Origin of the sequence: Paraburkholderia flagellata, assembly GCF_021390645.1 — a bacterium.
In the GTDB taxonomy this organism is placed as follows: Bacteria; Pseudomonadota; Gammaproteobacteria; order Burkholderiales; family Burkholderiaceae; genus Paraburkholderia; species Paraburkholderia flagellata.
In genome coordinates this window covers 2962602-2987235 of record NZ_JAJEJT010000001.1, presented here as the reverse complement: position 1 = coordinate 2987235, position 24634 = coordinate 2962602, and the positions used below count along the sequence as shown (strand labels likewise).

Annotated in this window: 22 protein-coding genes, 1 pseudogene and 1 riboswitch; of the genes and pseudogenes, 16 read left to right on the top strand and 7 right to left on the bottom strand. The window is 65.8% G+C overall.

Annotated elements, in window-relative coordinates; translation table 11 throughout:
• Positions 1–336: 336 nt before the first annotated feature.
• Both L0U83_RS13470 and L0U83_RS13465 read left to right on the top strand, forming a co-directional pair.
• Positions 337–1963 (top strand): annotated as a pseudogene (locus tag L0U83_RS13470) (GMC family oxidoreductase).
• Between the two features lie 245 nt (positions 1964–2208).
• Positions 2209–3957 (top strand): OmpA family protein, encoded by a 1749-nt coding sequence (locus tag L0U83_RS13465; RefSeq protein WP_267939242.1) that lies wholly within the window; start codon positions 2209–2211, stop codon positions 3955–3957.
• A gap of 84 nt (positions 3958–4041) precedes the next feature.
• On the opposite strand, the gene L0U83_RS13460 is transcribed toward L0U83_RS13465, so the two are convergent.
• On the bottom strand, positions 4042–4989 hold the full coding sequence (locus L0U83_RS13460; RefSeq protein WP_233883283.1) for a LysR family transcriptional regulator: 948 nt from the start codon (positions 4987–4989) through the stop codon (positions 4042–4044).
• 153 nt (positions 4990–5142) lie between these two features.
• Between L0U83_RS13460 and L0U83_RS13455 the strand changes: the two genes are divergently transcribed.
• The 13 genes from L0U83_RS13455 to L0U83_RS13395 all read left to right on the top strand — a co-directional run bounded on the left by L0U83_RS13455 (position 5143) and on the right by L0U83_RS13395 (position 18736).
• Positions 5143–5631 (top strand): CidA/LrgA family protein, encoded by a 489-nt coding sequence (locus L0U83_RS13455; RefSeq protein ID WP_233883281.1) that lies wholly within the window; start codon positions 5143–5145, stop codon positions 5629–5631.
• 38 nt (positions 5632–5669) lie between these two features.
• Positions 5670–6392, top strand: coding sequence for an LrgB family protein (locus L0U83_RS13450; RefSeq protein WP_233883278.1), 723 nt, complete (start codon positions 5670–5672; stop codon positions 6390–6392).
• Between the two features lie 139 nt (positions 6393–6531).
• Positions 6532–7302, top strand: coding sequence for a glycosyltransferase family 2 protein (locus tag L0U83_RS13445; RefSeq protein ID WP_233883276.1), 771 nt, complete (start codon positions 6532–6534; stop codon positions 7300–7302).
• Between the two features lie 72 nt (positions 7303–7374).
• Positions 7375–7495, top strand: a riboswitch (S-adenosyl-L-homocysteine riboswitch).
• A gap of 33 nt (positions 7496–7528) precedes the next feature.
• Complete coding sequence (gene ahcY / locus L0U83_RS13440) at positions 7529–8947, top strand: adenosylhomocysteinase (RefSeq protein WP_233883274.1); 1419 nt, start codon at positions 7529–7531, stop codon at positions 8945–8947.
• 177 nt (positions 8948–9124) lie between these two features.
• Entirely contained in the window at positions 9125–9478 is a 354-nt protein-coding gene (locus L0U83_RS13435; RefSeq protein ID WP_028203399.1) for a phage holin family protein, read from the top strand.
• Positions 9479–9530: 52 nt separating this feature from the next.
• The gene (gene metF, locus L0U83_RS13430) at positions 9531–10361 is read left to right on the top strand and encodes a methylenetetrahydrofolate reductase [NAD(P)H] (RefSeq protein ID WP_233883272.1); all 831 of its coding nucleotides are present in this window, start codon (positions 9531–9533) and stop codon (positions 10359–10361) included.
• 348 nt (positions 10362–10709) lie between these two features.
• Positions 10710–12344, top strand: a complete 1635-nt coding sequence (locus L0U83_RS13425; RefSeq protein ID WP_233883270.1) for an ABC transporter substrate-binding protein — start codon at positions 10710–10712, stop codon at positions 12342–12344.
• A 127-nt stretch (positions 12345–12471) separates the two neighbouring features.
• On the top strand, positions 12472–13485 hold the full coding sequence (locus L0U83_RS13420; protein ID WP_233883268.1) for an ABC transporter permease subunit: 1014 nt from the start codon (positions 12472–12474) through the stop codon (positions 13483–13485).
• Between the two features lie 54 nt (positions 13486–13539).
• Positions 13540–14457: an ABC transporter permease subunit gene (locus L0U83_RS13415; RefSeq protein ID WP_233883266.1), complete on the top strand. Its 918-nt coding sequence runs from the start codon at positions 13540–13542 to the stop codon at positions 14455–14457.
• A gap of 1 nt (position 14458) precedes the next feature.
• Positions 14459–15457: an ABC transporter ATP-binding protein gene (locus tag L0U83_RS13410; RefSeq protein ID WP_233883264.1), complete on the top strand. Its 999-nt coding sequence runs from the start codon at positions 14459–14461 to the stop codon at positions 15455–15457.
• Positions 15454–16488 (top strand): peptide ABC transporter ATP-binding protein, encoded by a 1035-nt coding sequence (locus L0U83_RS13405; RefSeq protein ID WP_233883263.1) that lies wholly within the window; start codon positions 15454–15456, stop codon positions 16486–16488. Before L0U83_RS13410 ends, L0U83_RS13405 begins: the two co-directional genes overlap by 4 nt.
• Positions 16489–16660: 172 nt before the next feature.
• Positions 16661–17803: a TraB/GumN family protein gene (locus L0U83_RS13400; protein WP_373321053.1), complete on the top strand. Its 1143-nt coding sequence runs from the start codon at positions 16661–16663 to the stop codon at positions 17801–17803.
• Positions 17804–17932: 129 nt separating this feature from the next.
• Positions 17933–18736 (top strand): glycosyltransferase family 2 protein, encoded by an 804-nt coding sequence (locus L0U83_RS13395; RefSeq protein WP_233883258.1) that lies wholly within the window; start codon positions 17933–17935, stop codon positions 18734–18736.
• Between the two features lie 73 nt (positions 18737–18809).
• On the opposite strand, the gene L0U83_RS13390 is transcribed toward L0U83_RS13395, so the two are convergent.
• The 5 genes from L0U83_RS13390 to pxpB all read right to left on the bottom strand — a co-directional run bounded on the left by L0U83_RS13390 (position 18810) and on the right by pxpB (position 23259).
• A complete protein-coding gene (locus tag L0U83_RS13390; protein WP_233883257.1) occupies positions 18810–19763 on the bottom strand; it encodes a DUF979 domain-containing protein in 954 nt (317 codons plus the stop codon).
• A complete protein-coding gene (locus L0U83_RS13385) occupies positions 19760–20506 on the bottom strand; it encodes a DUF969 domain-containing protein (protein WP_233883255.1) in 747 nt (248 codons plus the stop codon). The genes L0U83_RS13390 and L0U83_RS13385 overlap by 4 nt, the downstream gene beginning before the upstream one ends.
• Before the next feature lie 217 nt (positions 20507–20723).
• Positions 20724–21479, bottom strand: a complete 756-nt coding sequence (gene pxpA, locus L0U83_RS13380) for a 5-oxoprolinase subunit PxpA (RefSeq protein WP_233883253.1) — start codon at positions 21477–21479, stop codon at positions 20724–20726.
• A 44-nt stretch (positions 21480–21523) separates the two neighbouring features.
• Positions 21524–22603, bottom strand: a complete 1080-nt coding sequence (locus L0U83_RS13375; RefSeq protein WP_233883251.1) for a 5-oxoprolinase subunit C family protein — start codon at positions 22601–22603, stop codon at positions 21524–21526.
• On the bottom strand, positions 22600–23259 hold the full coding sequence (gene pxpB / locus L0U83_RS13370; RefSeq protein ID WP_233883249.1) for a 5-oxoprolinase subunit PxpB: 660 nt from the start codon (positions 23257–23259) through the stop codon (positions 22600–22602). Before pxpB ends, L0U83_RS13375 begins: the two co-directional genes overlap by 4 nt.
• 205 nt (positions 23260–23464) lie before the next feature.
• Here pxpB and L0U83_RS13365 point away from each other — a divergent pair, with 205 nt between their 5' ends.
• Positions 23465–23977: a winged helix DNA-binding protein gene (locus tag L0U83_RS13365; RefSeq protein WP_233883247.1), complete on the top strand. Its 513-nt coding sequence runs from the start codon at positions 23465–23467 to the stop codon at positions 23975–23977.
• Between the two features lie 29 nt (positions 23978–24006).
• Here the strand turns inward: L0U83_RS13365 and L0U83_RS13360 are convergent, their stop codons facing one another.
• Positions 24007–24633 (bottom strand): 5-formyltetrahydrofolate cyclo-ligase, encoded by a 627-nt coding sequence (locus tag L0U83_RS13360; protein ID WP_233883902.1) that lies wholly within the window; start codon positions 24631–24633, stop codon positions 24007–24009.
• Position 24634 lies beyond the last annotated feature (1 nt).

Sequence of the window (24634 nt, the reverse complement as noted above, 5' to 3'; positions counted from 1 at the left end):
TGCCTGTCTCCGATGCAAGGCTGCTGCTGCGGGCGCGGCGTGCTTCACGCGCGGCCGTTCGTGTTGTGTTTTGCCTTTGCTGCCTGCTGGAACCTTTCGGGCTTCAGCGCTGGCGGCTGAACCGCCTTCCATCATAGGCGGCGATCCGACGTCAGATTTAGAGGGGATGCTCTGACATAAAAGCTAACCTCGAAATCAGACGCTTCCTACAATGCGCCATTGAAGCCGAAAACGAACGAGCGTTCAAATAGCGCGCCACCGTGCTTGCGTGGGACCGGGGTAAGCGCTAAAGCGCTAACTCCGGCCGATCGCTATGCATGGGACCGGAGGGAGACGATGCAATACGATTACATCATCGTAGGCGGCGGTTCGGGCGGCGCGGCGCTGGCGGGCCGGCTGGCCGATCGTTGTCCGGAAGCGAGCATCGCGCTCGTCGAAGCCGGGCCGCACACGGCGCGCAATCCGTTCGTCAACATGCCGCTCGGCGTCGCCGCGCTCGTGCCGTTTCGCACGAAAAACAACTACGCCTATGAAACCGTGCCGCAGCCGGGACTCGCCGGACGGCGCGGTTACCAGCCACGCGGCCGCGGCTTTGGCGGCTCGAGCACCATCAACGCGATGATCTACACGCGCGGCCATCCGCTCGATTACGACGAATGGGCGCAGCTCGGCTGCACGGGCTGGGCGTGGCGCGACGTGCTGCCGCACTTCTTGCGCGCCGAGGACAACGAGCGTGGCGCGAGCGCGTGGCATGGCGCGGGCGGCCCGCTAGGTGTCGCCGACCTGCGCGAGCGCAATCCGGTGGCCTCGCGCTTCGTCGAGGCCGCGCGTGAGGCGGGCTTTGCGCTGAACGACGACTTCAATGGCGAGGAACAGGAGGGCGTCGGCTTCTATCAGGTGACGCAGCGCGGCGGCGAACGCTGTACGGTGGCGCGTGCGTATCTATATGCGCGCGAGCGGCCGAACCTGCATCTGATCGCCAACGCGACGGTCCTGCGCGTGACCTTCGACGGCGGCCGCGCGAGCGGCGTGGAACTGGCGCGCGGCGGCGCGATCGAGACGCTGCAGGCGCGCGCCGAGGTGATCCTCGCGGCGGGCGCGTTCAACTCGCCGCAAGTGCTCATGTGCTCAGGCATCGGCCCCGCCGACGAACTGCGCGCACTCGGCATTGCGGTGCGCCACGACGCGCCCGAAGTCGGCCGCAATCTGATCGACCATATCGATTTCACCTTCAACAAGCGCGTGCATTCGAGCGATACCGTGGGCTACTCGCTGCGCGGCGCGGCGCGCATGACCGCGGGCTTCGTGCGTTATCTGCGCGGGCGGCGCGGCATGCTCACGACCAACGTGGCGGAGGCGGGCGGCTTTCTGAAGAGCCGCCCTGAACTCGACCGGCCCGATCTGCAGTTGCACTTTTGCACGGCGCTCGTCGACGATCACAGCCGCCGCCTGCATTGGGGCCACGGCTATTCGCTGCACGTATGCGTGCTGCGCCCCGCAAGCCGCGGCACGGTCACGCTCGCGAGCGCCGACGCGCGTGGCGCCCGTGATCGACCCGCGCTTTCTTTCCGATACGCGCGATCTCGACGCGCTCGCGCAGGGCGCCCGCCTCGCGCGGCGCATACTCGACGCGCCCGCGCTCGCGCAATTGGGCGGCCGCGAACTCTACACGCATGGCGAGCAGAGCGACGCGCAATTGCGCGAGACGATTGCCCGCCATGCCGATACGATCTATCACCCCGTCGCGACCTGCCGCATGGGCGGCGACGCGCGCTCCGTCGTCGACCCGCAGTTGCGCGTGCGCGGCGTGACGGGTCTGCGCATTGCCGACGCCTCGGTCATGCCGACACTCATCGGCGGCAACACGAACGCGCCGAGCGTGATGATCGGCGAGCGTGCGGCCGACTTCATCGCACAAGCGAGACACGCGCGCGATACGGCGCTTCAGCGCGCCGACGCCTGACGCACGATTACGCTTTTTCCTACTTCATCGCGTGTGTCATCGCAGGCTTGCTCGCGAGGCGCATCGTCGTCTCGTTGCAACCGCCGCATCGTGCAGCGTCGCGACTAGTCCTGTTTTCAGGGCTTTTCGTCAAACAATGTGCGGTTTGCCGCTTGCGTGCTTTTTCGAGATTTCGCACTCCCTATAATCGCGCTCGCATTTGGGCGTGTCAGGTGGCGCGTCCGCGAACTGGAGGGTCCGCCTCGATGAGCATCAATGTCTTTCAACTGCTGGAAACCGTTCTGAGCGACAACGTCGTCAGGACGATGGCAGCGCGTTACGGGCTTACGCCCGACTTCACGCGCAAGGTGGCTGGCGCCGCCGCACCCGCCATCGTGGCCGCCATCATGCATCGCGGCGCCACGCCCGAAGGCGCGCGCAGCCTCTTTTCCACCATCATGTCGTCCGACGCCAATCCGCTGATCGGCAAGCAACTGCCTGAACTGCTCATGAGCACGGCCGGTCTGGGCCAGCTCGAAGCCACCGGCCGCGAACTGCTCCAGAAGGCCACCGGCGCGAATGTCGGCGCGCTCGCCGACGCGGTCGCCGCGCAGACGGGCGCGCCCCAGTCCACAGCCTTCTCGCTCGCCGGTGTGGTCGGCGCGGCCGTTATGGGGATTCTCAAGCAGCACTTCACCGCTTCCCAGGGCTTCGTCGGACAACTGCCGACGCTGCTTGGCCATCAACTCCCTTCGGTCAACGCGAGCCTGACCGACCATCTCGCGAGCGCCATTGGCCTTGGCAGCGCCGCCGCGTTCGCGGGCTCGATCATGAGCCGTCTGAAGGATGTCTCCGCGCATCTCGATCATCCGCACCCCGTGGTGCGTCCGGTGCCGGACTCGGTGCCGCCGCAGACCGTGGCCGACTCTACGCCGCCCATCGCCGAGGAGAAGCGCGGCCATCACTGGCTCTGGTGGCTGCTCGCCGCGCTTGCACTGATCGTCGCTTTCTTTGCGCTGCGTTCGTGCCAGCACGATGAGGCGGCGACGCAGGACGCCGCTCAGCCCGCTTCGGCCAGCGCGATGGCGCCGGGTGCGGTCGCCGCATCGGATGCGGCATCGCAGGCCGATGACGCTTCGGCGCCTGCAGCGACACCGGGCGCGCTCGCTTCTGGCGCGGTCGCTTCCGGCACGGTCGCGACTGCGAGCGATGCCGCTCCCGCGCCGACCCAGGACGCGCATCTGTCGTTCACGGTCGACAAGTCCGGCGTGCCGGCGATCACGGCGACCGTGGGCACCGAAGCCGAGAAGACGCAACTGATCGACGCTCTCACGAAGCAGTTCGGCGCAGGCAAGTTCACGGCCAACGTGAATGCCGACGCAGCGACGAAGCCCGCAGAGTGGCTCGCGCACCTCGACGGCCTGCTGCCGCTCATGGCGCTGCCCGGCGCGGAAGTGAAGATCGACGGCACCCACGTCGAGTTGAGCGGCGCGGCCGCCGACGCAAAGGCAGGCTGGCTCGACAAGCTCAAGGCGTTGTTCGGCTCGGGCTTCGACATCGGCGTGTTCAACGCGCAGAAGGCCGTGGCCGACGCGACGCAGTCGTTCCGCGACGCCGTGAAGGGCCTGTTCGCCACGGACAGCTCGTGCGCGGGCGCCGATGTGGCGAAGGTGCTCAACCTGCAGGTCGTGAACTTCAAGACGGGCAGCTCGATCGTGCCGGCCTCCGCAGCCGACGATCTGCGCCAGTCGGCGCGTGCGCTCATCGCGTGCGCGAAGCGCGGCCAGCCAGTCTCGCTCGAAGTGGCGGGCTACTCGGACAACGTGGGCGACAAGGCGGCGAACCTGGCGCTTTCGAAGCAGCGCGCGTTCGCGGTGCGCACCTATCTCGCGTCGCAGGGCGTGTCGCTCGGCAGGCTCGCGGCGCAGGGCTATGGCGACGCGAATCCGGTGGATAGCAACGACACCGAGAGCGGCCGCTTTCACAACCGCCGCATCGAGTTCGTCGCGAAGTAGTCCGAAGTACTGACTACGCGACGTATTCCAGTGGTGCGAGAAGCCGTCCGGCGCGAGCCGGGCGGCTTTTTTCGTGGTGCGCCTTCAGCCCGTCTTCCCCGGCTGCTTCTCCATTCCCGGTGGATGCACGAAGTCATCGAGAAACGTGAACGGCTTGCCGTACTCCGAGCGCGCAACGTCGAGCCAGGCGCGCGCCGCGTGCGAAAGATAACCGCTGCGTTTCCAGCCGATCGCCATGTCCCAGGTGATCTGCGGCTCGCTCACGGGCAGGCAGGTGAAGCGCTCGGCGTCGAGCCGGCGCACATAGGGCGCGGGGAGCAGCGCAATGCCCACGCCCGCGAGCACGAGCGCCGCCATCAGGTCCCAGTGGCCGCTGCGCCCCACCACCTGCGGCACGAAGCCGGCGGTGCGGCACGCGCCCAGCACGACGTCGTTGAGCGCGAGGCTTTCGCCGTAGAACACGAAGGGCTCGCCGGCCAGCTCCGCGAGCGGCACGGCGAGCTTGTTGTCCCAGCGCGAGCCGCGCCTCGCGACGAGCCACAGCAGTTCGTGCGCGATCGGCAAAACGTCGATGAGCGCGGGATCGACGGGCAGCAGCACGCCACCCAGCTCCAGCTCGCCCGAGATCAGCGCGGCTTCGATGGCGCGCGAGCCGTGCTCGAAAAGCTTCAGCTCGATCTTCGGATAGCGCTGCCGGAACGTGGCGATGGCGGGCGTGAAGAGCGAGCCGCCCATCGGCGGAATGCCGATGGTGAGTTCGCCGCGCCCGAGCGTGCCGAGATCGGCGAGTTCGGCTTGTAGCTGCGCCTGGGCGGCGAGCACGTCCTGGCCGCGCTGGTACACGATGCGCCCGGCGTCGGTGAGCACCATCTGGCGCGCATCGCGCAGCAGGAGCTGAGTGCCGGTTTCGTCCTCGAGCGCCTTCACCATCTTGCTGATGGTCGGCTGTGTGACGTGCAGTTTTTCGGCCGCGGCGGTGAAGCTCTGTTGCCGCACCACCTCGATGAAATAGCGAAGCGCGCGCAGTTCCACGATCGGGACTCCACAAATGTGCAAGAAGCTCACTCAGCGGGTGCTGAGTTGGTGCATTCCAATATGGAATATAACAGATGATCTTAAGTCATTATGTTTATGGTGCGCTGCACCCTATACTGACTTCCATTCCAGTGTCACTTAGGGTTTGCCATGACTACTTCGACCACGACCGCGAAGGCCTCTGAAAGCGCACCGCGCGACGCGGGCGGCGTGGCGAGCCTCGGCCGCCGCATCGGCCGCATTGCTGGGCAATCGGCGCTGCTCGCGCTCGTCTGGTACGCCGCCGACGCCCTCACGCGCGTCACGCACCTGCCGGTGCCGGGTGGCGTGGTCGGCCTCGTGTTGCTGCTCGCGCTGCTCTTTTGCGGCGGCGTCACGCCGCGCTGGGTGAAGGCGGGCGCCGACTGGCTGCTCTCCGACATGCTGCTGTTCTTCATCCCGGCCGCCGTGGCAGCCGTGAAATACGGCGGCCTTTTCCGCGCCGACGGCTGGCGCCTCGCGCTCGTCGTGATCGGCGGCACGCTGATGGTGATGGTGGCCGTGGCGTTCGCGGTCGAACAGGCCGCAAGGCTCGAACGGCGTCTCGCGCTGCGCCGCGTGCGTGATTCGCGGCACTCGCGCCATCTGGCGCGGGCTTGAGGCTGCAGCGTCCTGAATAGAGAGAGGGGGAATCCGTCATGAACGCGTTTTACGCGTCCCTGTTCGCCGACGACGCCGCGCGGCTCATCGCCGCCGGCTGTTTCATCCTCACCGTTGCACTCTATTTCGCCTCGAAGGCGCTCTATGCGCGCTTTCGCTCGCCGTGGCTCACGCCGCTCGTCGCGGTGCCCGCGGTGCTGGGCGTGTTCGTGCTGGTGCTCCATATTCCCTACCCCGTCTATTTCCAGGACACGCGCTGGCTGATGTGGCTGCTCGGCCCGGCCACGGTGGCCTTCGCGGTGCCGATCTACGAATACCGTGATCTGCTCAAGCGCCACTGGATTTCGCTCACGGTCGGCGTGACGGTCGGCATCATCGTGGCGGTGGGCGGCTCGCTCGCACTCGCCAAACTCCTGCACCTTTCGCCCGATCTGCAGCGCAGCCTGATGACGCGCTCGATCTCCACGCCGTTCGCGCTCGCCGTTTCGGACAAGATCCACGCGCCGCGCGACCTCACCGCGCTCTTCGTGATCGCCACGGGCGTGTGCGGCATGCTGTTCGGCGAACTGGTGCTTGGCCTCGTGCCGCTGCGCACGCGGCTTGCGCGCGGCGCGCTCTTTGGCGCGGCGGCGCACGGCGTTGGCACGGCGAAGGCGCGGGAGCTGGGCAGCGAAGAGGGCGTGGTGGCGAGCCTCACGATGATGATCGCCGGCGTGGTGATGGTGCTGCTCGCGCCGCTGCTGGGATTCCTGCCGGTTTGAACCGGGGCGCGCTCGCCCGGCGCGCGCGAACTTTATCAGGATGGGCCTTTTCCGGACGCGGGTAGGATTCGCCGCGTTGTCGTGTAAGCCGCTCTCGGATGCGGCTTACGGGCGTTTCCGGTCACCCTCATCCAGTTCCATGCAACCCATCACCATCATCGTCGCGTGCCACAACGGCGCGGCCACGCTTGCCCGCGCGCTCGACAGCTGTCTCGCGCAGCCCGAAGCCGAACGCATTCTCGTCGTCGACGACGGCTCGACCGACGCTTCCGCCAACATCGCGCGCATCTACGCGCTGCGCGAGCCCCGCGTGCGGCTCGTGCAGATGTCCGACTCGGGTGGCGCGGCCCGCGCACGCAACTGGGGCGCGCTGCAGGCGGCCACGCCGTACATCGCGTTCCTCGACGCAGGCGACGAGTACTTGCCTCACGCGCTCGCCGCCGCGCACTCACATCTGGAGCGGCATCCGCACGAAGCCGCGATCCGGCTCGACGTCGACTATGCCGGTTTTCCGGAGCGGCTCGCCGCGCACCCTGATTTCGCCAGGCATACCGAAGCGATCAGCAACACGGTGCCGAGCAGTCTCGTGATCCGGCGCGGCGCCTTTCTCGCGTTGGGCGGCTTTCCCATGGACGAAACCTTTCGCCGGCACGGCGGCGAAGATGGGGCGCTCGCGTGGGCGCTGAGCGAGGCCTTCGGGCAGCGCCGCCTGATCGACGCGAAGCGGGTGCGTCTGCACTATCGCGCGGGCATGCATGCGGAACGCTCCCTGAGCATTCAGCTGGGCTTGAGCGAAGTGCAGGCGGCCCTGCAGGGCGAAACGCTGCGCGCCTCGCAAGCCTTTCTCGCCACGGCGATGGCGAGCGTCCAGCAGACGCGCGGGCTCGGCTTGCGGGACCCGGCCCTTTGAGGCGGGCGGGCAGCCGGTCCTTCGCGCAGCCGCCATCCAACCGGCCGTCTCAATTTGCTACAATCACGCCTCGTCTTCGAGGAGCGTTGCGACGGGCTTTCTATGGCCCGCCAGGCTCGAAGGCGCTCAATACGGTCGATTCGAGGGCGCGATGCCACGAAGTCACCGCACTGAAAAACGGCGCTCACGTCTTTAATTTCTAGTCACTTTTAGAAAGGAGGGCGTGATGAACGCCGCAGTTCCGCAAGATCAAGCCAAAGATTTCATCGTCGCCGACATGTCGCTCGCCGCATGGGGCCGCAAGGAACTCAACATCGCCGAGACCGAAATGCCGGGCCTCGTGCAAACCCGCGAAGAATACAAGGCGCAGCAGCCGCTCAAGGGCGCGCGCATCGCAGGTTCGCTGCACATGACCATCCAGACGGGCGTGCTGATCGAAACGCTGACGGCGCTCGGTGCCGACGTGCGCTGGGCCTCGTGCAACATCTTCTCGACGCAGGATCACGCTGCCGCTGCCATCGCGCAGGGCGGCACGCCGGTGTTCGCGTTCAAGGGCGAATCGCTCGACGAATACTGGGAGTTCTCGCACCGCATTTTCGAGTGGCCGAATGGCGAATTCGCCAACATGATCCTCGACGACGGCGGCGACGCAACGCTCTTGCTGATCCTCGGCTCGAAGGCTGAAAAGGACCGCTCGGTCATCGCCAAGCCGACGAACGAAGAAGAAGTCGCGCTGTACAAGTCGATCGCCGCGCACCTCGACATCGACCCGACGTGGTACTCGAAGCGCCTCGCGCACATCCAGGGCGTGACCGAAGAAACCACGACGGGCGTGCACCGCCTGTACCAGATGGAGAAGGAAGGCCGTCTGCCGTTCCCGGCCATCAACGTCAACGACTCGGTCACGAAGTCGAAGTTCGACAACCTGTACGGCTGCCGCGAGTCGCTCGTGGACGGCATCAAGCGCGCAACGGACGTGATGATCGCGGGCAAGATCGCGGTCGTGGCCGGTTACGGCGACGTGGGCAAGGGCTGCGCGCAATCGCTGCGTGGCCTCGGCGCGACCGTGTGGGTCACGGAAATCGATCCGATCTGCGCGCTGCAAGCTGCGATGGAAGGCTACCGCGTCGTGACGATGGAATACGCCGCCGACAAGGCCGACATCTTCGTGACGGCAACGGGCAACTACCATGTGATCAACCACGACCACATGAAGGCGATGCGCCACAACGCGATCGTCTGCAACATCGGCCACTTCGACTCGGAAATCGACGTCGCTTCCACGCGCCAGTACCAGTGGGACAACATCAAGCCGCAAGTCGACCACATCATTTTCCCGGACGGCAAGCGCGTGATCCTGCTGGCCGAAGGCCGCCTCGTGAACCTCGGCTGCGCCACGGGCCACCCGTCGTTCGTGATGTCGAACTCGTTCACGAACCAGACGCTCGCACAGATCGAACTGTTCACGCAGGGCGCGAAGTACGAGAACAAGGTGTACGTGCTGCCGAAGCACCTCGACGAAAAGGTGGCGCGCCTGCACCTCGCGCGCATCGGCGCGAACCTCTCCGTGCTGTCCGACGACCAGGCTTCGTACATCGGCGTCGACAAGAACGGTCCGTTCAAGCCGAACCACTACCGTTACTAAGCGGATCGTTACGGCTGGATACAAAAGCGCTACAACGCGGCTTGAAGTTTTAAGCCGCGTTTAAGCGGTCAAGCGGATGCTGACCCCAATCCCCGCACGCGCAACGTGCGGGGACCGCGGGCGGCATCCGCTGCCGGCACCTGGCGATACAAAAGCAACGACGCAAAAGGAGTCCTTATGACCGTGCTGCTGACCTGGTTGATCAACGCGCTCGCGCTCCTGATCATCACCTGGCTCGTTCCGTCGATCCATATTCGCAGTTTCGGCACCGCGCTGATCGTCGCGATCGTGCTCGGCCTCATCAATGCCGTGCTGCGCCCGCTGCTGATCGTGCTCACGCTGCCCGTGACCATCCTCACGCTCGGCCTCTTCATCCTCGTGGTGAACGCACTGTGCTTCTGGCTGGCGGCGTCGCTCCTCAAGGGCTTCGAGGTGTCGGGCTTCTGGTCGGCATTTTTCGGCTCGATCCTGTACAGCATCGTCTCGTGGCTGCTTTCGGCGCTGATTTTCGGCAACCGCAGCCTCGGCTGATGCGGGCCCGGGCCGCTCACGTACGCGGCCTGGCCTCACTGGCCTCATCAACATGAAACCGATCGAACTCTCATTCGAATTCTTCCCGCCGAAGACGCCGGACGGCGTGGAAAAGCTGCGCGCCACGCGCGCCCAGCTCGCCACGCTCAAGCCGAAGTTCGTCTCGGTGACGTTCGGCGCCGGCGGCTCGACGCAACAGGGCACGCTCGACACCGTCGTCGATATCGCGAAGGACGGCATCGAAGCGGCGCCGCACCTCTCGTGCATCGGCTCCTCGAAAGAGAGCCTGCGCGCGATTCTCGGCGAGTACCGCTCGCACGGCATCCGCCACATCGTCGCGCTGCGCGGCGACCTGCCCTCGGGCATGGGGGCCGTGGGCGAGCTGCGCTACGCGTCGGAGCTCGTCGCCTTCATCCGCGAGGAAACCGGCGACGCGTTCCACATCGAAGTGGCCGCGTATCCCGAGTACCACCCGCAGGCGCGCTCGCCGCGCCACGACCTCGAAGCGTTCGCGCAAAAGGTGAAAGCGGGCGCCAATTCGGCGATCACGCAGTACTTCTTCAACGCTGACGCGTATTTCCGCTTTGTCGACGACGCGAAGAAGCTGGGTGTGGATATTCCCATCGTGCCCGGCATCATGCCGATCACGAACTACTCGCAGCTCATGCGTTTTTCCGAGATGTGCGGTGCCGAAGTGCCGCGCTGGGTCGCGAAGCGTCTGGAAAGCTTTGGCGACGATCGCGAGTCGATTCGCGCGTTCGGGCTCGACGTGGTGACGGACCTGTGCCGCCGCCTCATGGAGGCGGGCGTGCCGGGTATCCACTTCTACACGCTCAACGCGGCGCAGGCCACCAAAACGATTTGCGAGCGGCTGGGGTTCTAAGGCCCTCACTCGCGACGAGCCAGGCGGCAACGAACCGCGCGGTTCCCGGACTCCGGGGCCGCGCGGTTTTCTTTTGCGCAGTTTTCTTTTGGATAGCGCGATCCGGGTGACTTGCATCAGGAACGCTGAGCCGTCCTGGAGCGCACGTCAATTCGGCGCGCTATTGTCGTGTTCCGGCGAAATAAAAAGGGGCAAAACTACGCTGCACCGCACCATGCGGCAACAAGTGATCCTGTCAACCCGGCGTTTTCCACAAGCGAAGGGACTTTTGGCTTGCTTGTGACTGCGGCACGTGCTCAAGTAAGATCACGCCACGCTGGCGCAAGCTGGCATTGAACTGGAGGAAACATGAAAGAAAACAAACTGTTGCGTGCTGCACGAATGACGTCTCTCGTGGCGCTCGCAGCGGCATCGATTGCTGGAGCCCCGCTCGCGCACGCCGCGCAAAGCATTCCGAACAAGACGCTCGTCTACTGCTCGGAAGGCAGCCCCGCTGGCTTCGACCCGGCGCAATACACGACCGGCACCGACTTCACCGCGAACACGTTCACCGTCTACAACCGCCTCGTCGAATTCGAGCGCGGCGGCACGAAGGTCGAACCGGGCCTCGCAGAATCGTGGGACGTTTCCCCTGACGGCAAGACCTACACGTTCCATCTGCGTCATGGCGTGAAGTTCCAGACCACGTCGTTCTTCAAGCCTTCGCGCGAATTCAACGCCGACGACGTCGTATTCACGTTCGACCGCATGCTCAACCCGAACAACGCGTTCCGCAAGGCGTACCCGGTCTCGTTCCCGTACTTCACGGACATGGGCCTCGACAAGCTGATCGCGAAGGTCGAGAAGGTCGACCCGTACACGGTCAAGTTCACGCTGAACGAGCCGAATGCGCCGTTCATCCAGAACATGGCGATGGAATTCGCCTCGATCCTCTCGGCCGAATACACGGACCAGCTGATGAAGGCCGGCAAGGCCGCCGACCTCAACCAGAACCCGGTCGGCACGGGTCCGTTCATCTTCAAGAGCTACACGAAGGACGCGACGATCCGTTTCGACGGCAATCCTGACTACTGGAAGCCGGGCGCAGTGAAGATCTCGAAGCTGATCTTCTCGATCACGCCGGACGCGAGCGTGCGCGTGCAGAAGATCAAGCGCGACGAATGCCAGGTGATGAGCTATCCGCGTCCCGCCGACATCGCGCCGCTGAAGGCCGAGGCGAACATCGCGATGCCGTCGCAGCCGGGCTTCAACCTGGGTTACCTGTCGTACAACGTCACGCACAAGCCGCTCGACAACGCCGACGTGCGCCACGCGCTCGACATGGCGATCAACAAGAAGGCGATCATCGACTCGGTGTACCAGGGCGCGGGCCAGCTCGCAACCAACCCGATGCCGCCGACGCAATGGTCCTACGTCAAGAACCTCCCGGCCAACGCGTACGACCCGGAGAAGGCCAAGGCGCTGCTCGCGAAGGCCGGTCAGTCGAACGGCTTCGAGATCACGCTGTGGGCCATGCCGGTGCAGCGCGCGTACAACCCGAACGCACGTCTGATGGCCGAAATGATCCAGGCCGACTGGGCCAAGATCGGCGTGAAGGCGAAGATCGTCACGTATGAGTGGGGCGAGTACATCAAGCGCGCACACGCGGGCGAGGACGACTCGATGCTGATCGGCTGGACGGGCGACAACGGCGACCCCGACAACTGGCTCGGCACGCTGCTCGGCTGCGAGGCCGTGAACGGCAACAACTTCGGCAAGTGGTGCTACAAGCCGTTCGACGAACTCGTCCAGAAGGGCCGCCAGACGTCGGACGTTGCGCAGCGCACCAAGTTCTACCAGGACGCGCAGCACATCTTCGCGCAGCAACTGCCGTTCTCGCCGATCGCGCACTCGACCGTCTACCAGCCGGTCAGCAAGAAGGTGACCGACATGCGCATCGAACCGCTCGGCTACGCGCGCTTCGACGGCGTCGGCATGCAGTAATGTTTATAGGGTAGTTTTCGCCCAGCTTTCACCTGATCGGAAAGCGGGCGAAATATGGTCCGGCGACCGGGGTCACGAGCCCCTGTCGCCGGTTGCGTTTCATTTCAAGCTTTTGGGGGAACACCACATGTTCCGCTTCGTATTGCGCCGCATCGGCATGGTCATACCTACGTTCATCGGTATCACCATTCTTGCGTTCGCACTCATCCACCTGATTCCGGGCGACCCCATCGAAGTGATGATGGGCGAGCGCGGCGTCGATCCGCAAATGCACGCCGAGGCGATGCACCGCCTGGGACTCGACGAGCCCCTGCCGATGCAGTATTTCCACTACGTCTGGCACGCCATTCACGGCAACCTCGGGACCTCGATCATCACCAACACGAGCGTGATGGGCGAGTTTCTCGCGCGCTTTCCCGCCACTGTCGAGCTTTCGATCTGCGCGCTCATTTTCGCGCTCGCGATCGGCTTGCCCGCTGGCGTGTTCGCGGCACTGCGGCGCGGCACCGTCGTCGATCACGGCGTCATGGGCACCGCGCTCACCGGCTACTCCATGCCGATCTTCTGGTGGGGACTCATCCTCATCATGGTGTTCTCGTCGAAGCTCGGCTGGACGCCTGTGTCGGGCCGCATCGCCGTGGAATTCGACATTCCGCACGTGACCGGCTTCATGCTGATCGACTCGCTCCTGCCCGGCACCGACGAAGGCGCGTTCAGGTCGGTTCTGAGCCACCTGATCCTGCCGGCCATCGTGCTCGGCACGATTCCGCTCGCCGTGGTCGCGCGCATGACGCGCTCTTCGATGCTCGAAGTGCTGCGCGAGGACTACATCCGCACCGCGCGCGCCAAGGGTCTTTCGCCCGGGCGCGTGATCGTCGTGCATGCACTGCGCAACGCGCTTATTCCGGTGGTGACCGTGATCGGCCTTCAGGTCGGCACGCTGCTCGCGGGCGCAGTGCTGACCGAAACGTTGTTCTCCTGGCCCGGCATCGGCAAATGGCTGATCGACGCGATCAGCCGGCGCGACTACCCGGTGGTGCAAGGCGGCATTCTCATGATCGCGACGCTCGTGATCGTCGTGAACCTGTTCGTCGATCTGCTGTACGGCGTGCTCAACCCGCGCATTCGACATACGAGGTAAGCGAGCCATGGAAATGCGAACCCCACAACACGACATTCAAAACCAGGAGGCATGATGGCTGACATTCAGAACACCGTGCCTGGCGCCGTCACGCCGCCTTCGGGCCGTGCGCTCGTGCTGCGCGAATTCTGGGCGAACTTCTCGCGCAACAAGGGCGCCGTAGGTGCGGGCGCGATCGTGCTCGCGCTGATCGTCATCGCGATCTTCGCGCCGCTCATCGCGCCGCACAGCCCCATCGAGCAATATCGCGACTACGTGAAGATTCCGCCCGCCTGGCTGGACGGCGGCAACTGGAAGTTCATTCTCGGCACCGACGAAGCGGGCCGTGACATCCTCTCGCGTCTCATGTACGGCGCGCGGCTCTCGCTGTGGATTGGCTGCGTCTCGGTCGTGCTCGCGCTGATTCCGGGCATCGTGCTCGGGCTCGTGGCCGCGTTCTTCGAGAAGTGGGCCGATACGCCGATCATGCGTCTCATGGACGTGCTGCTCGCGCTGCCCTCGCTGCTGCTCGCGGTCGCTGTGGTCGCGATCATCGGCCCGGGTCTGACGAACACGATGCTCGCCATCGCGATCGTCGCGCTGCCAGGCTACGTGCGTCTAACGCGCGGTTCGGCTTTGGGCGAACTGCACAAGGAGTACGTGACTGCTTCGCGCGTGGCTGGCGCGGGCACGCTGCGCCTGATGTTCTCGCAGGTGCTGCCCAACTGCACGGCGCCGCTTATCGTGCAGGCAACGCTTGGCTTCTCCTCGGCGATTCTCGATGCCGCCGCGCTCGGCTTTCTCGGCCTGGGCGTCCAGCCGCCGCGCGCGGAGTGGGGCGCGATGCTCGCCTCGGCGCGCGACTATATCGACAGCGCGTGGTGGATCGTCACGATGCCGGGTCTGTCCATCCTCATTTCGGTGCTTGCGATCAACCTGCTCGGCGACGGGCTGCGCGACGCACTCGATCCCAAGCTCAAGCGGATGGCATGACATGACTCAAGACCTTTTGACTATCCGCAACCTGGCCGTGAATTTCAACGGCCTGCCCGCCGTGGACCGCGTGAATCTTTCCGTGGCGCCAGGCGAAGTGCTCGGCATCGTCGGCGAATCGGGCTCGGGCAAGAGCGTGACGATGATGGCGCTCATGGGCTTGATCGACGCTCCCGGCAAGGTGAGCGCCGACTCGATCACGTTCGACGGCCGCGATCTGCTCAATGCCTCGGGCAGGGAGCGCCGCCGCATCGTCGGCAAGGACATCGCCATGGTGTTCCAGGACGCGCTCACGAGCCTGAACCCGAGCTACACCGTCGGCTATCAGATCAAGGAAGTGCTCAAGCTGCACGAAGGCTTGCGCGGCTCGGCGCTCAACGCGCGCGCGTTGGAACTGCTCGACCAGGTGGGCATTCCCGACGCGAAGAACCGCATCGACAACTTCCCGCACCAGATGTCGGGCGGCATGAACCAGCGCGTGATGATCGCAATGGCCGTGGCCTGCAACCCGAAGCTCCTGATCGCCGACGAGCCCACCACGGCGCTCGACGTGACGATCCAGGCGCAAATCATGGAGCTGCTCGTGCGCCTGCAGAAGGACCGCGGCATGGCGCTCGTGCTGATCTCGCACGATCTGGCCGTGGTTTCGGAAGTTGCGCAGCGCGTGGCCGTGATGTACGCGGGCGAGATCATCGAAACGAACCGCGTGCCGGACATCTTTTCGCGTCCGCATCATCCGTACACGGAAGCGCTGCTCGCGGCGATTCCCGAGCACAACAAGGGGGCGATGCGGCTTGCCGCGCTACCCGGCATGGTGCCCGGCCGCGACGACCGGCCGAGCGGGTGTCTCTTCGCGCCGCGCTGCAAATACGTGGTCGACGACTGCATGAAGGGGCGGCCCGCGCTCGACGCGGTGACCGATGAGAGCGGCTATGCGCAAGTGCGCTGCATCAAGCCGCTGAACGCGGCGGTGACTCAATCCAATGGAGGCGCGCGATGAACGCAGTCCAGCAACACGCGGCTCATCAGGACCATCACGACGACAAGGTTCTCATCGCCGACGATCTCAAGAAGCACTACGCCGTCAAGCGCGGCATGTTCGGCACGGGCACCGTGAAGGCGCTCAACGGCGTGTCGTTCTCGCTCACGCGCGGGCGCACGCTCGCCGTGGTGGGCGAGTCCGGCTGCGGCAAATCGACGCTCGCGCGCCAGCTGACGATGATCGAGCCGCCCACCGCGGGCAAGCTCACCATCGACGGCGAAGACGTTGCGCACGCAAACGCGGCGAAGATCGCCGCGCTGCGCCGCCGCGTGCAGATGGTGTTTCAGAACCCGTTCGCCTCGCTCAACCCGCGCAAGACTGTGGAGCAGACGCTCGGCGAGCCGCTCGCCATCAACACGCGGCTCACGGCGAGCGAGCGCGCGGACCGCATCGCGCACATGATGCGCATCGTCGGCCTGCGACCCGAGCACGCCAAGCGCTATCCGCATATGTTCTCGGGCGGCCAGCGCCAGCGTGTGGCGATTGCGCGCGCGATGATCCTCGATCCGCAGATCGTCGTGGCCGACGAGCCCGTTTCCGCGCTCGACGTCTCGATCCAGGCGCAGATTCTCAATCTGTTCATGGACTTGCAGGAGCAGTTCCGCACGAGCTACGTGTTCATTTCGCACAACCTGGCCGTGGTCGAACACATTGCCGACGACGTAATGGTGATGTATCTGGGCGGCGTGGCGGAACTGGGCGACAAGCACACGGTGATCTCGCGGCCGCGCCATCCGTACACGCGCTCGCTGCTCTCGGCCACGCCCGCGATTTTCGAAGCGGACCGCCGCGTGAAGATCAAGCTCGAGGGCGAATTGCCTTCGCCGCTGAACCCGCCATCCGGTTGCACGTTCCACCAACGTTGTCCATACGCGATCGACAGGTGTCGTAAGGAAGTTCCTGCACTTCGCGAAGTGGACGGCCGTCAGGTATCCTGCCATCGTGCGGAGGAGGTGGGGGAAGAGGATGGGCGGCCCATGCCGGCCTGAAGCGACGGCGGCGCGTCGTTTTAGTGTTACGCGCCACCAGTTGATGGGCGGCCGTCGCGCCGCCCTTTTCACTTTTTTTTCCACCGTTTTCTCCGCCGCTCTTTCCATCATTCCGGCTGCCGCTTTTGCCGTGGTTGCCGGGCTGTATACGGCTGGTCGCGTGACATTCGGTGTGGCTTCGGGTTTGGCATTCGGTGTGGCATTTGCTGTGGCGTTGCGTGCGGCGTTAAAGGCAGCGTCGAGCGCGGCGCTACGCGCAGCGCTCTCGCTGATGCTCGCGCTCGGCGTGCTCGCAGGCGCGCCGGGCGCGGCATTCGCCGGGGGCGCCGTCGCCGATACGCCCGGTGTGCGGCCTGCTGTCCCCGTGCCGCCAGGTGCTGCGCGCGGCGCGAACGGCGGCATTCCCGGCTTTCACGCCGCGCCTGCGGTCCCGAGCTACGCCTCCGGGACGACGGCTGGCGGCCCGGTGCGCACGCAGCCTGCGCGCATGCCGTTCTACGTCGCCACGCGCGGCAATCTCACGATCTATCTGCTCGGCACGCTCCATGTGGGCGACCCCGCCGACTACCCGCCTGGCCAGCCGTTTCGCCCGCCGATTCTCGCGGCGCTCGCCGCCTCACCCATTCTCGCGCTCGAGCTTTCCCCCGACGATCTGCTCGTTTCCCAGGACGACGTCTCGAAATACGGGGTGTGCAAGAGGCCCTGTCTGCCGAACTTGTTGCCCGATCCGCTCTGGCAGAAGCTCGAAGCGCGCATGCGTGGCAATCCCGAGGCGCTTGCTGAGATCCGCAAGATGCGACCGTGGCTCGCCGCGCTGCTCGTGGAAACCTACGATTCGCTGAGCGCCGGCCTGCAGACCGAATACGGCACCGAGGCGCAACTGCAGAACGTGTTCCTGCGCTGGAAGGGCCGCCGCATCGTCGGGCTGGAGACGCTCTCCGAGCAGATGCGCGCCTTCACGAACCTGAGCCTTGCGCAGCAGCGCGAGATGCTCGCACAGGATCTCGCGCAAACACCGGCGCAAAACGTGTCCGACGTGCAGACGCTCCTGCGCCTGTGGCGCGTGGGCGACGCTGACGCAATCGCCGCCTGGGAATCGGCGCGCACCGAAAAGCTCTCGCACGATGCGCGGGTGGCGGCGTCGGTCGATAACCGCATCGTCTACGAGCGCAACCGGCGCTTCGTTTCGCGCATGCAGCAGTACGTGGCGCCCAACAAGCCGCTCTTCGTGGCCGTCGGCGCCCTGCACCTGGGCGGCCCGAGAGGCGTGCTCCAGTTGCTGCGCCAGCGTGGGTTCAACGTCGACCCGGGTTGAGCGCTGGCCTCAGCGCTGCTGCCCGCGCCCTTGCGCTCGATCAAAGGTGCGCACATTTAGTCAACGTTCGATATCGGCCGCTTGAGCGCGCGCCTACCATGCGGTTTTTGTGCTGCTGAGGTTGCCGTCATGTTCCCTTCGTCCGCCGCTCAGGCGAACGCGCCTTGCGTGAGCGTCGTCACGCCCACGTGGAACCGTGAAGCGTTCTTGCCGCTCGCGTACCGTTCGTTCGCGTCGCAGCGCGCGCCCGGGCTCGAATGGATCGTGATCGACGACAGCGACACGCCGAGCGCCTTCATGGCGAATCTGAACGACGCGCGCGTGGTGTATCGCCATTTGCGCACGCGTTTGACGATTGGCGAGAAGCGCAATCTCGCGGCCGAGCTTGCGCGCGGCGAAGTCATCGCGCATTTCGACGACGACGAGGTCTATGCGCCCGGCTATCTGAGCACGATGCTCGGGCAAATGCGTTTGCACGACGCGCAGTTCGTGAAGCTCGGCGCGTTCTTCCTCTACAGTCGCGTGTACGGCCAGTTCGCCTACTGGGACCTGATGCGCAAGAGCGGCCTGCACTTTTGCTGGAGCGAACAGCCCATGACAGTGCTCAACTTCCCGCAAGACAATCCGTCCTTCGCTGACAACCATCTGGGCTACGGCTTCAGCTACGTCTATACGAAGCGGTTGTGGGCGGCACAGCCGTTCGAGCCGCGTTCGTTCAACGAAGACGGTCGCTTCATCACGGCCGCGCGCTCGCGCGGCGCGCGCATCGCGCTTGCCACCGACGACGTGGGCCTGTGCCTGCATGTGCTCCATGCTCACAACACGTCGAAATGCTTTCCGCAGTACTTGCTGCCCGAGGTGCTCGTCGCGCGGCATTTTCCGCACTTTTGCGAGGCGCTCGACGCCGCTTCGCTGCGCACTGGCCGAATGTAGAAATAAGCGCAAAAAAGCCGGCTTTCGCCGGCTTCTTCCACTGCTTTTTCCATCACTACGCGTGTTCGGTTCGTCAAAACCCGAATAGATTCAGCAGCACGATATTGGCCGCGAGAATGCCAAGCGCCGTGGGCACCTGCACGCGTATCACCGCGTTCTTGTCGGGCAGCTCCAGCAGCGCCGCGGGCACCATGTTGAAGTTCGCGGCCATCGGCGTCATGAGCGTGCCGCAGTAGCCCGAGAACATGCCGATGGCGGCCATCATCGCGGGATTGACGTGGAACACGCCCACCAGCACCGGCACGCCCACGCCGCCCGTCATCACCGGAAACGCGGCGAAGCCGTTGCCCATGATGATCGTGAAGAGCGCCATCCCCACGCAATAGACCACGACGGCGACGAAGCGCACGTCCATGTTGATGTACGACGTCGTCACGTGCGCGACGGCCTTGCCCACGCCCGCGTCCGAGAAGACGAGACCGAGCATGCCCAGCATCTGCGGCAGGACGGCGGCCCACGAGAGCGCGTCGACGAGGCGGCGCGTTTCCTTCATCGACTGGCCGACGGTGTCGCGCGTGATGATGCAGGCAATCGCGAGCGCGATCACGCAGCCAATGCCGAACCCGATCAGCGTGACGTTCTTCGGGTCGATCAGCGGCTTGCCGCCGAATACGAGATGGCTGGCCGCGAGCGTGAGCACGACGGTGATGACGGGGATGGTGAGCGCGGGCACGAAGAGCTTGTTGCCCAGCCGCTTTGCGCTGGCAATACGCGTTTCGAGCGAGAGCACCTTGGGCTTGGCAGCGGTCACGCCGCCCAGACCCGCGATCAGCGCCATGGCGAGCACGAGCACGCCCACGACTTCGGCGGGGAGCAGGTCGCCGACGAGAAAGATGAGCGCGTAGAGCATCCAGAAGCCGCCCGCCGTGAAGCGGCGCGGGTGCTCGCGGTCCATCGCGATCATGCCGCCCACGATGAGCAGCACGATGCCGAGCAGCCAGAAGAGCCAGTTGAGAGTGAGCGTCATGCTTCGTCTCCCTGTCGTTGGTCTGCTGCCGACGCCTTCGCACCGGCCGGCTTCGCGCCGCCCAGTTCGCGTTCGAGCTTGCGGTCGAGCAGCCAGAGCCGCGTGCCGTGGATCAGAAACGCGCAGATCGCCGTGGGGATGCCCCAGAACGCCACGTGGATCGGCTCGACCGAAACGCCCGCTTCCTTGAGCAGCGTGACCATCAGCACGATCGCGCCAAACGCGACGAAGATGTCCTCGCCGAAGAAGAGGCCGACGTTGTCGGTCGCGGCCGAGTAGGCGCGCAGCTTGTAGCGCACGGCGTCCGACAGCTTGCCGAAGCGGTTTTCAGTGGCGCCTTCGGCCATCGGCGCGATGAGCGGGCGCACCATCTGCGGATGCCCGCCGAGTCCCGTCAGGCCGACAGCGGCGGTGAGTTCGCGCACGAGCAGATAGACGATGAGCAGACGCCCGGCGGTGGCCGCCTTGATGCTGCCGATCCAGATCTGCGCGCGCTCACGCAGTCCGTGGCGCTCCAGCAATCCGATCACGGCAAGCGGCAGCAGGATGATGAGCGGGATGTTGCGGGTCTTGATGAAGCCGGTGCCGATGGCGGCGAGAATCTTCGCCACCGGAAAGCCCCCGGCGAAACCGGTGACGACCGCCGCCGCGGCGACGATCAGCATCGGATTGAACCGCAATAAGAAGCCGGCGATGATGACGGCCACGCCGATCAGCGGCCATAAGTTGACGGTGCTCTGCATGTGGATCTCCAAACGTATTGACTTGTCGTTGATTGCCGCGGGTAGCGGCGTTGACTTCGCGGCTCTGATGGCCGTTCGTACAACTACGAACCTGCTGGGTACAACTACGTCCGCAGCTTGCGCTGCCGTGGGATTGCCTTGCGAAAACCTTGGGTATTGCCGTTCGAGCCGCGCGCGGCGCCTGCCGCGCGCTTTGGTGCATTGAAGCCGGGCGGCGTCAGACTTCGCCTGCGCCCGCCGCGCGCACGCCGATGCCCGCGTCGTCGAGCGCCGTGCGGATGCGCCGCGCAAACGCGAGCGCGTGCGGGCCGTCGCCGTGCAGGCAAATGGTCTGCGCGTTCAGCGGCACCCAGGCGCCGTTCACGGCCTGCACGCGCCGCTCGCGGATCATCGCGAGCGTGCGCGCGAGCACGATGTCTTCGTCGTCGAGCAGCGCGCCTGGCTCGCTGCGCGGCACGAGCGAGCCGTCCGCGCGGTAGCCGCGGTCGGCGAACACTTCCTCGATCGCGACGAGCCCCGCCTCGCGCGCCGCCGTCACGAGCCCGCTGCCCGCGAGCGCGAACACCGTCACGGATGGATCGAAGTCATGCACGGCGGAGACGATCGCCTCGGCGATCTGCGGGTCGCGCGCAGCCTGGTTGTAGAGCGCGCCGTGCGGCTTCACGTGAGCGATGCGGCCGCCTTCGGCCTGGGCGATCGCGGAGAGCGCGCCGAGCTGGTAGAGCACGCCCGCGTAGATCTCCTCGGTCGGCAGGTTCATCTCCTTGCGGCCGAAGTTCTCGGGGTCGTTGAAGCTCGGATGCGCGCCGATCGACACGCCTTTTTCCACGGCCCAGCGCACGCATTCGCGCATGGCATTGGCGCCGCCGGCGTGCCAGCCGCACGCGATGTTGGCGGAGCTCACGAGGTCGAGCAGCGCCTCGTCGGAGCCGCAGCCTTCGCCGAGATCGGCGTTCAGATCGATGGTGGTCATGATGTGTTCCTCTTACTGCTCGTCTTACCGATGGTGCTTGAAAATCACGCGCTCGCGGCCGCGCTTGAAACCGCGTTCGCGCGGCGGCTCGCATAGCGTTCGTCGTGCATGGCGATCGCGGTGTCGATCTGCCGCAAATACGCCCGTTCCTCTTCCAGCGCCGTGCGCGCGGCGCGCGGCGTCGTTTCCACGAAACGCACGCCGCCGGTCAGCCGCACCTGGGCGAGCTTCCACCAGTCAGCGCGAATCACGGAGCCGATCTTCGGGTAGCCGCCCGTGGTCTGCGCGTCGGCCATCAGCACGATGGGCTGGCCGCTCGGCGGCACCTGGATCGTGCCGGGCAGCACCGCGTGCGAGAGCAGGTCCGCGCCGTTCGTGCGCGCGAGTGGTGTGCCCGTGAGCCGAAAGCCCATGCGGTTGCTGTTGGGGGTGATCTGCCATTCATCGGACCAGAGCGCGTGCTGCGCCTCGGCCGTGAAGCTGTCGTACTCGGGGCCGCGCAGCACGCGCACGGGCACGGCCCATGTGATGCCATCCGGATGGCGGCCGCGCCGGTGATGCGGTTCGTCGGGCAACGCGAAGTTGCACCACACGGGCGCCTTCACGCCGAAGGCCGGCGCGCCGGGATCCAGCGCGGCGCGCTCGCGGCCCGGCGCGAATGAAGCGCCGGTGGCGAGGCGGTCGCCATCTTTGAGCGCGCGGCCCGCAAGGCCGCCGAAGCCCGCTGCGAGGTCGGTGCTGCGCGAGCCGAGCATGGGCAGCACGTCGATGCCGCCCGCCACGCATACATAGGCGCGCATTCCACGCTTCGCACCGCCCAGCACCAGTTCTTCGCCGGCGGCCACAGGCAGGCTCCACCACGACCAGACCGGGCGGCCGCCGAGTGTGGCGCCGAAGTCGGTGCCCGTAATGGCGATGCGCGTGGCGCGCGCGAAGCGCAGCGCAACGGGGCCGAAGGTGATTTCGACGCCGGCCGCGTCGGGCCGGTTGCCGACGAGGCGGTTGCCCACTTCGAGCGCAAGCGTATCGAGCGCGCCGCCGGTGGCGACGCCCAGATGCCGGTAGCCGGGGCGGCCGAGATCCTGGACCGTGGTGAGCAGGCCCGCGCGCAATACTTCGATCATGCGTGGAGCTCCGCGATGGTGAAACGCACGCGGTCGCCTGGCATCAGCAGCGTGGGCGGGTTGTGCGCGGGGTCGAACAGCTTCGCGGTGGTGCGGCCGATCAGTTGCCAGCCGCCGGGCGACGCGGCCGGATAAATGCCCGTCTGCTCGCCGCCGATGCCCACCGACCCGGCCGGAACGGCAAGACGCGGCTCGCGGCGGCGCGGCGTGTGCAGCAGGGGTTCGAGCCCGCCGAGATAAGCGAAGCCGGGTTGAAAGCCGAGGAAGAACACCGTGTAGACGCCCGCGGCGTGGCGCGCAGCGACGTCGGCGGCAGCGAGCGCGCAGTGCTGTGCGACCGCTTCGAGATCGGGGCCATCGTTGCCGCCATAGACGACCGGTATCTCGACCTCGCGGCCGGCCTCGCTCGCGTCTTCGGCGTCGCGCCATGCGTCCCGCAGCGCGCCGGCGAGCGCCGCGGCGTCGGCCCTGAGCGGATCGAAGGTGATCGTCAGATTGTTCATGCCGGGCACCACCTCGCGTACCGGCGCCCAGCCGCGCGCGAGCGCCGCGACGGCCCAGACGCGGCGCTGGACCTCGAGCGTGGCGGGCGGCGGCGCTTCGCAGACGAGCGCTTCGTCACCAAGAGGAAAAATGCGGGGGTCAGAATTCGGCATGTTGGATCGATCAGGGGACGGGTTCGACCGGTCGAAAGTTTGCGCAGGCAGACGCCCGGCGCCGTTTCTTCCTAGCGTACATTGTTGATAAATTATCTACAATTTATCAATAAGCGTTTTCGCCAGGCGCACTCAAAACGCGCTGCAATTACACTCACGCCACGCCGCTTTGCCTCTTCGACCACCGACTACCGGGTTATCTGCCATGTCGCGCCAGCCGACCAAGATCGTTTCGTCCGAACATCTCGTCTCCGAGTCGAGCGCCGAGCTTTCCGAGTTCGAGTACGCGCTCATCATGGCGAGCAATGCGTTCAACCGCTGGATGGTGCGCTGCATGTCGGCGGCGGGCGTGAAGGACATGACGCCTATCGAGGTGTCGCTGCTCCATCACGTCGGCCATCGCGAGCGGCGCAAGAAACTCGCGGATATCTGCTTCGTACTCAACATCGAGGACACGCACGTGGCCACGTATGCGTTGAAGAAGCTCGTCTCCAGAGGGTATGTAAAAAGCGAAAAGACCGGCAAGGAAGTCTTCTTCTCGGTCACGCCGGAAGGGCACGACCTGTGCATGCGCTACCGCGACGTGCGCGAGAGCTGCCTCATCGCGACGCTCAAGGAAAGCGGCCTCACGAACCAGCAGATCGGCGAAGCCGCGCAGCTCATGCGCAACGCGTCGGGGCTGTACGACACGGCCGCGCGCGCGGCGGCTTCGCTTTGAGGCTGACGCTTTGCCCCACTGAGGCGCTTTCAGCGCTCGCGTGAACGTTGGCAAAGATGCGTGGCGGCTTCGGTCACCACGGCGTCGAGCGGCAGATCGTGCGCTTCGCGCGCGAGCACGCCGTCGTCGATGCGGCACGCTTCATAGGCAATGCCCACCGTGACGGGCAACGTCGTGCCTGGCCAGGCGGCCAGCGTGCGATCGTAGTAGCCGCCGCCGTAGCCGAGGCGATAGCCGTCGCGATCGAAACCCACGCAGGGCACGAGGAGCAGATCGGGCACGATCACCTCCTGCGACTGCGGCTCGGGTATCCCGTGGTGGCCTTCGCGCATCGGCGCGCTCGGCGTCCAGGCGTGGAACACGAGCGGCGCGTGGCGCTCGGGAATGGCGGGCAGGGCGGCGCGGTGTGACACATCGGCGGTGAGCCAGGTGGTGATCCAGACGCGCGCATCGAACTCGCCGCGCAAGGGCCAATAGAACCCGATCGAACGCGGCGAAAAATGCGCGACGAGCGCATCGAGACGAGCTGTCAGTGCCGCGTCGATTGCCACGTCGGAAGCCGCCTCAATTCGCCGAGGAAGCAGCCTTGCACGCCAGTCCTTTTTGGATTCCGTGTGAGGGTTGCGTGCTATGCTTGGGTTCACCTCGCGCTCCAGA

Bases quoted from the DNA above. Each gene is read 5' to 3' on its own strand.
- L0U83_RS13365 (WP_233883247.1), top strand. From the start codon at position 23,465: ATGTCGCGCCAGCCGACCAAGATCGTTTCGTCCGAACATCTCGTCTCC.
- pxpA (WP_233883253.1), bottom strand. From the start codon at position 21,479: ATGACCACCATCGATCTGAACGCCGATCTCGGCGAAGGCTGCGGCTCC.
- L0U83_RS13425 (WP_233883270.1), top strand. From the start codon at position 10,710: ATGAAAGAAAACAAACTGTTGCGTGCTGCACGAATGACGTCTCTCGTG.
- L0U83_RS13375 (WP_233883251.1), bottom strand. From the start codon at position 22,603: ATGATCGAAGTATTGCGCGCGGGCCTGCTCACCACGGTCCAGGATCTC.
- L0U83_RS13415 (WP_233883266.1), top strand. From the start codon at position 13,540: ATGGCTGACATTCAGAACACCGTGCCTGGCGCCGTCACGCCGCCTTCG.
- L0U83_RS13445 (WP_233883276.1), top strand. From the start codon at position 6,532: ATGCAACCCATCACCATCATCGTCGCGTGCCACAACGGCGCGGCCACG.
- L0U83_RS13395 (WP_233883258.1), top strand. From the start codon at position 17,933: ATGTTCCCTTCGTCCGCCGCTCAGGCGAACGCGCCTTGCGTGAGCGTC.
- L0U83_RS13420 (WP_233883268.1), top strand. From the start codon at position 12,472: ATGTTCCGCTTCGTATTGCGCCGCATCGGCATGGTCATACCTACGTTC.
- L0U83_RS13435 (WP_028203399.1), top strand. From the start codon at position 9,125: ATGACCGTGCTGCTGACCTGGTTGATCAACGCGCTCGCGCTCCTGATC.
- L0U83_RS13390 (WP_233883257.1), bottom strand. From the start codon at position 19,763: ATGACGCTCACTCTCAACTGGCTCTTCTGGCTGCTCGGCATCGTGCTG.
- L0U83_RS13450 (WP_233883278.1), top strand. From the start codon at position 5,670: ATGAACGCGTTTTACGCGTCCCTGTTCGCCGACGACGCCGCGCGGCTC.
- L0U83_RS13405 (WP_233883263.1), top strand. From the start codon at position 15,454: ATGAACGCAGTCCAGCAACACGCGGCTCATCAGGACCATCACGACGAC.
- ahcY (WP_233883274.1), top strand. From the start codon at position 7,529: ATGAACGCCGCAGTTCCGCAAGATCAAGCCAAAGATTTCATCGTCGCC.
- L0U83_RS13410 (WP_233883264.1), top strand. From the start codon at position 14,459: ATGACTCAAGACCTTTTGACTATCCGCAACCTGGCCGTGAATTTCAAC.
- L0U83_RS13385 (WP_233883255.1), bottom strand. From the start codon at position 20,506: ATGCAGAGCACCGTCAACTTATGGCCGCTGATCGGCGTGGCCGTCATC.
- L0U83_RS13455 (WP_233883281.1), top strand. From the start codon at position 5,143: ATGACTACTTCGACCACGACCGCGAAGGCCTCTGAAAGCGCACCGCGC.
- pxpB (WP_233883249.1), bottom strand. From the start codon at position 23,259: ATGCCGAATTCTGACCCCCGCATTTTTCCTCTTGGTGACGAAGCGCTC.
- L0U83_RS13465 (WP_267939242.1), top strand. From the start codon at position 2,209: ATGAGCATCAATGTCTTTCAACTGCTGGAAACCGTTCTGAGCGACAAC.
- metF (WP_233883272.1), top strand. From the start codon at position 9,531: ATGAAACCGATCGAACTCTCATTCGAATTCTTCCCGCCGAAGACGCCG.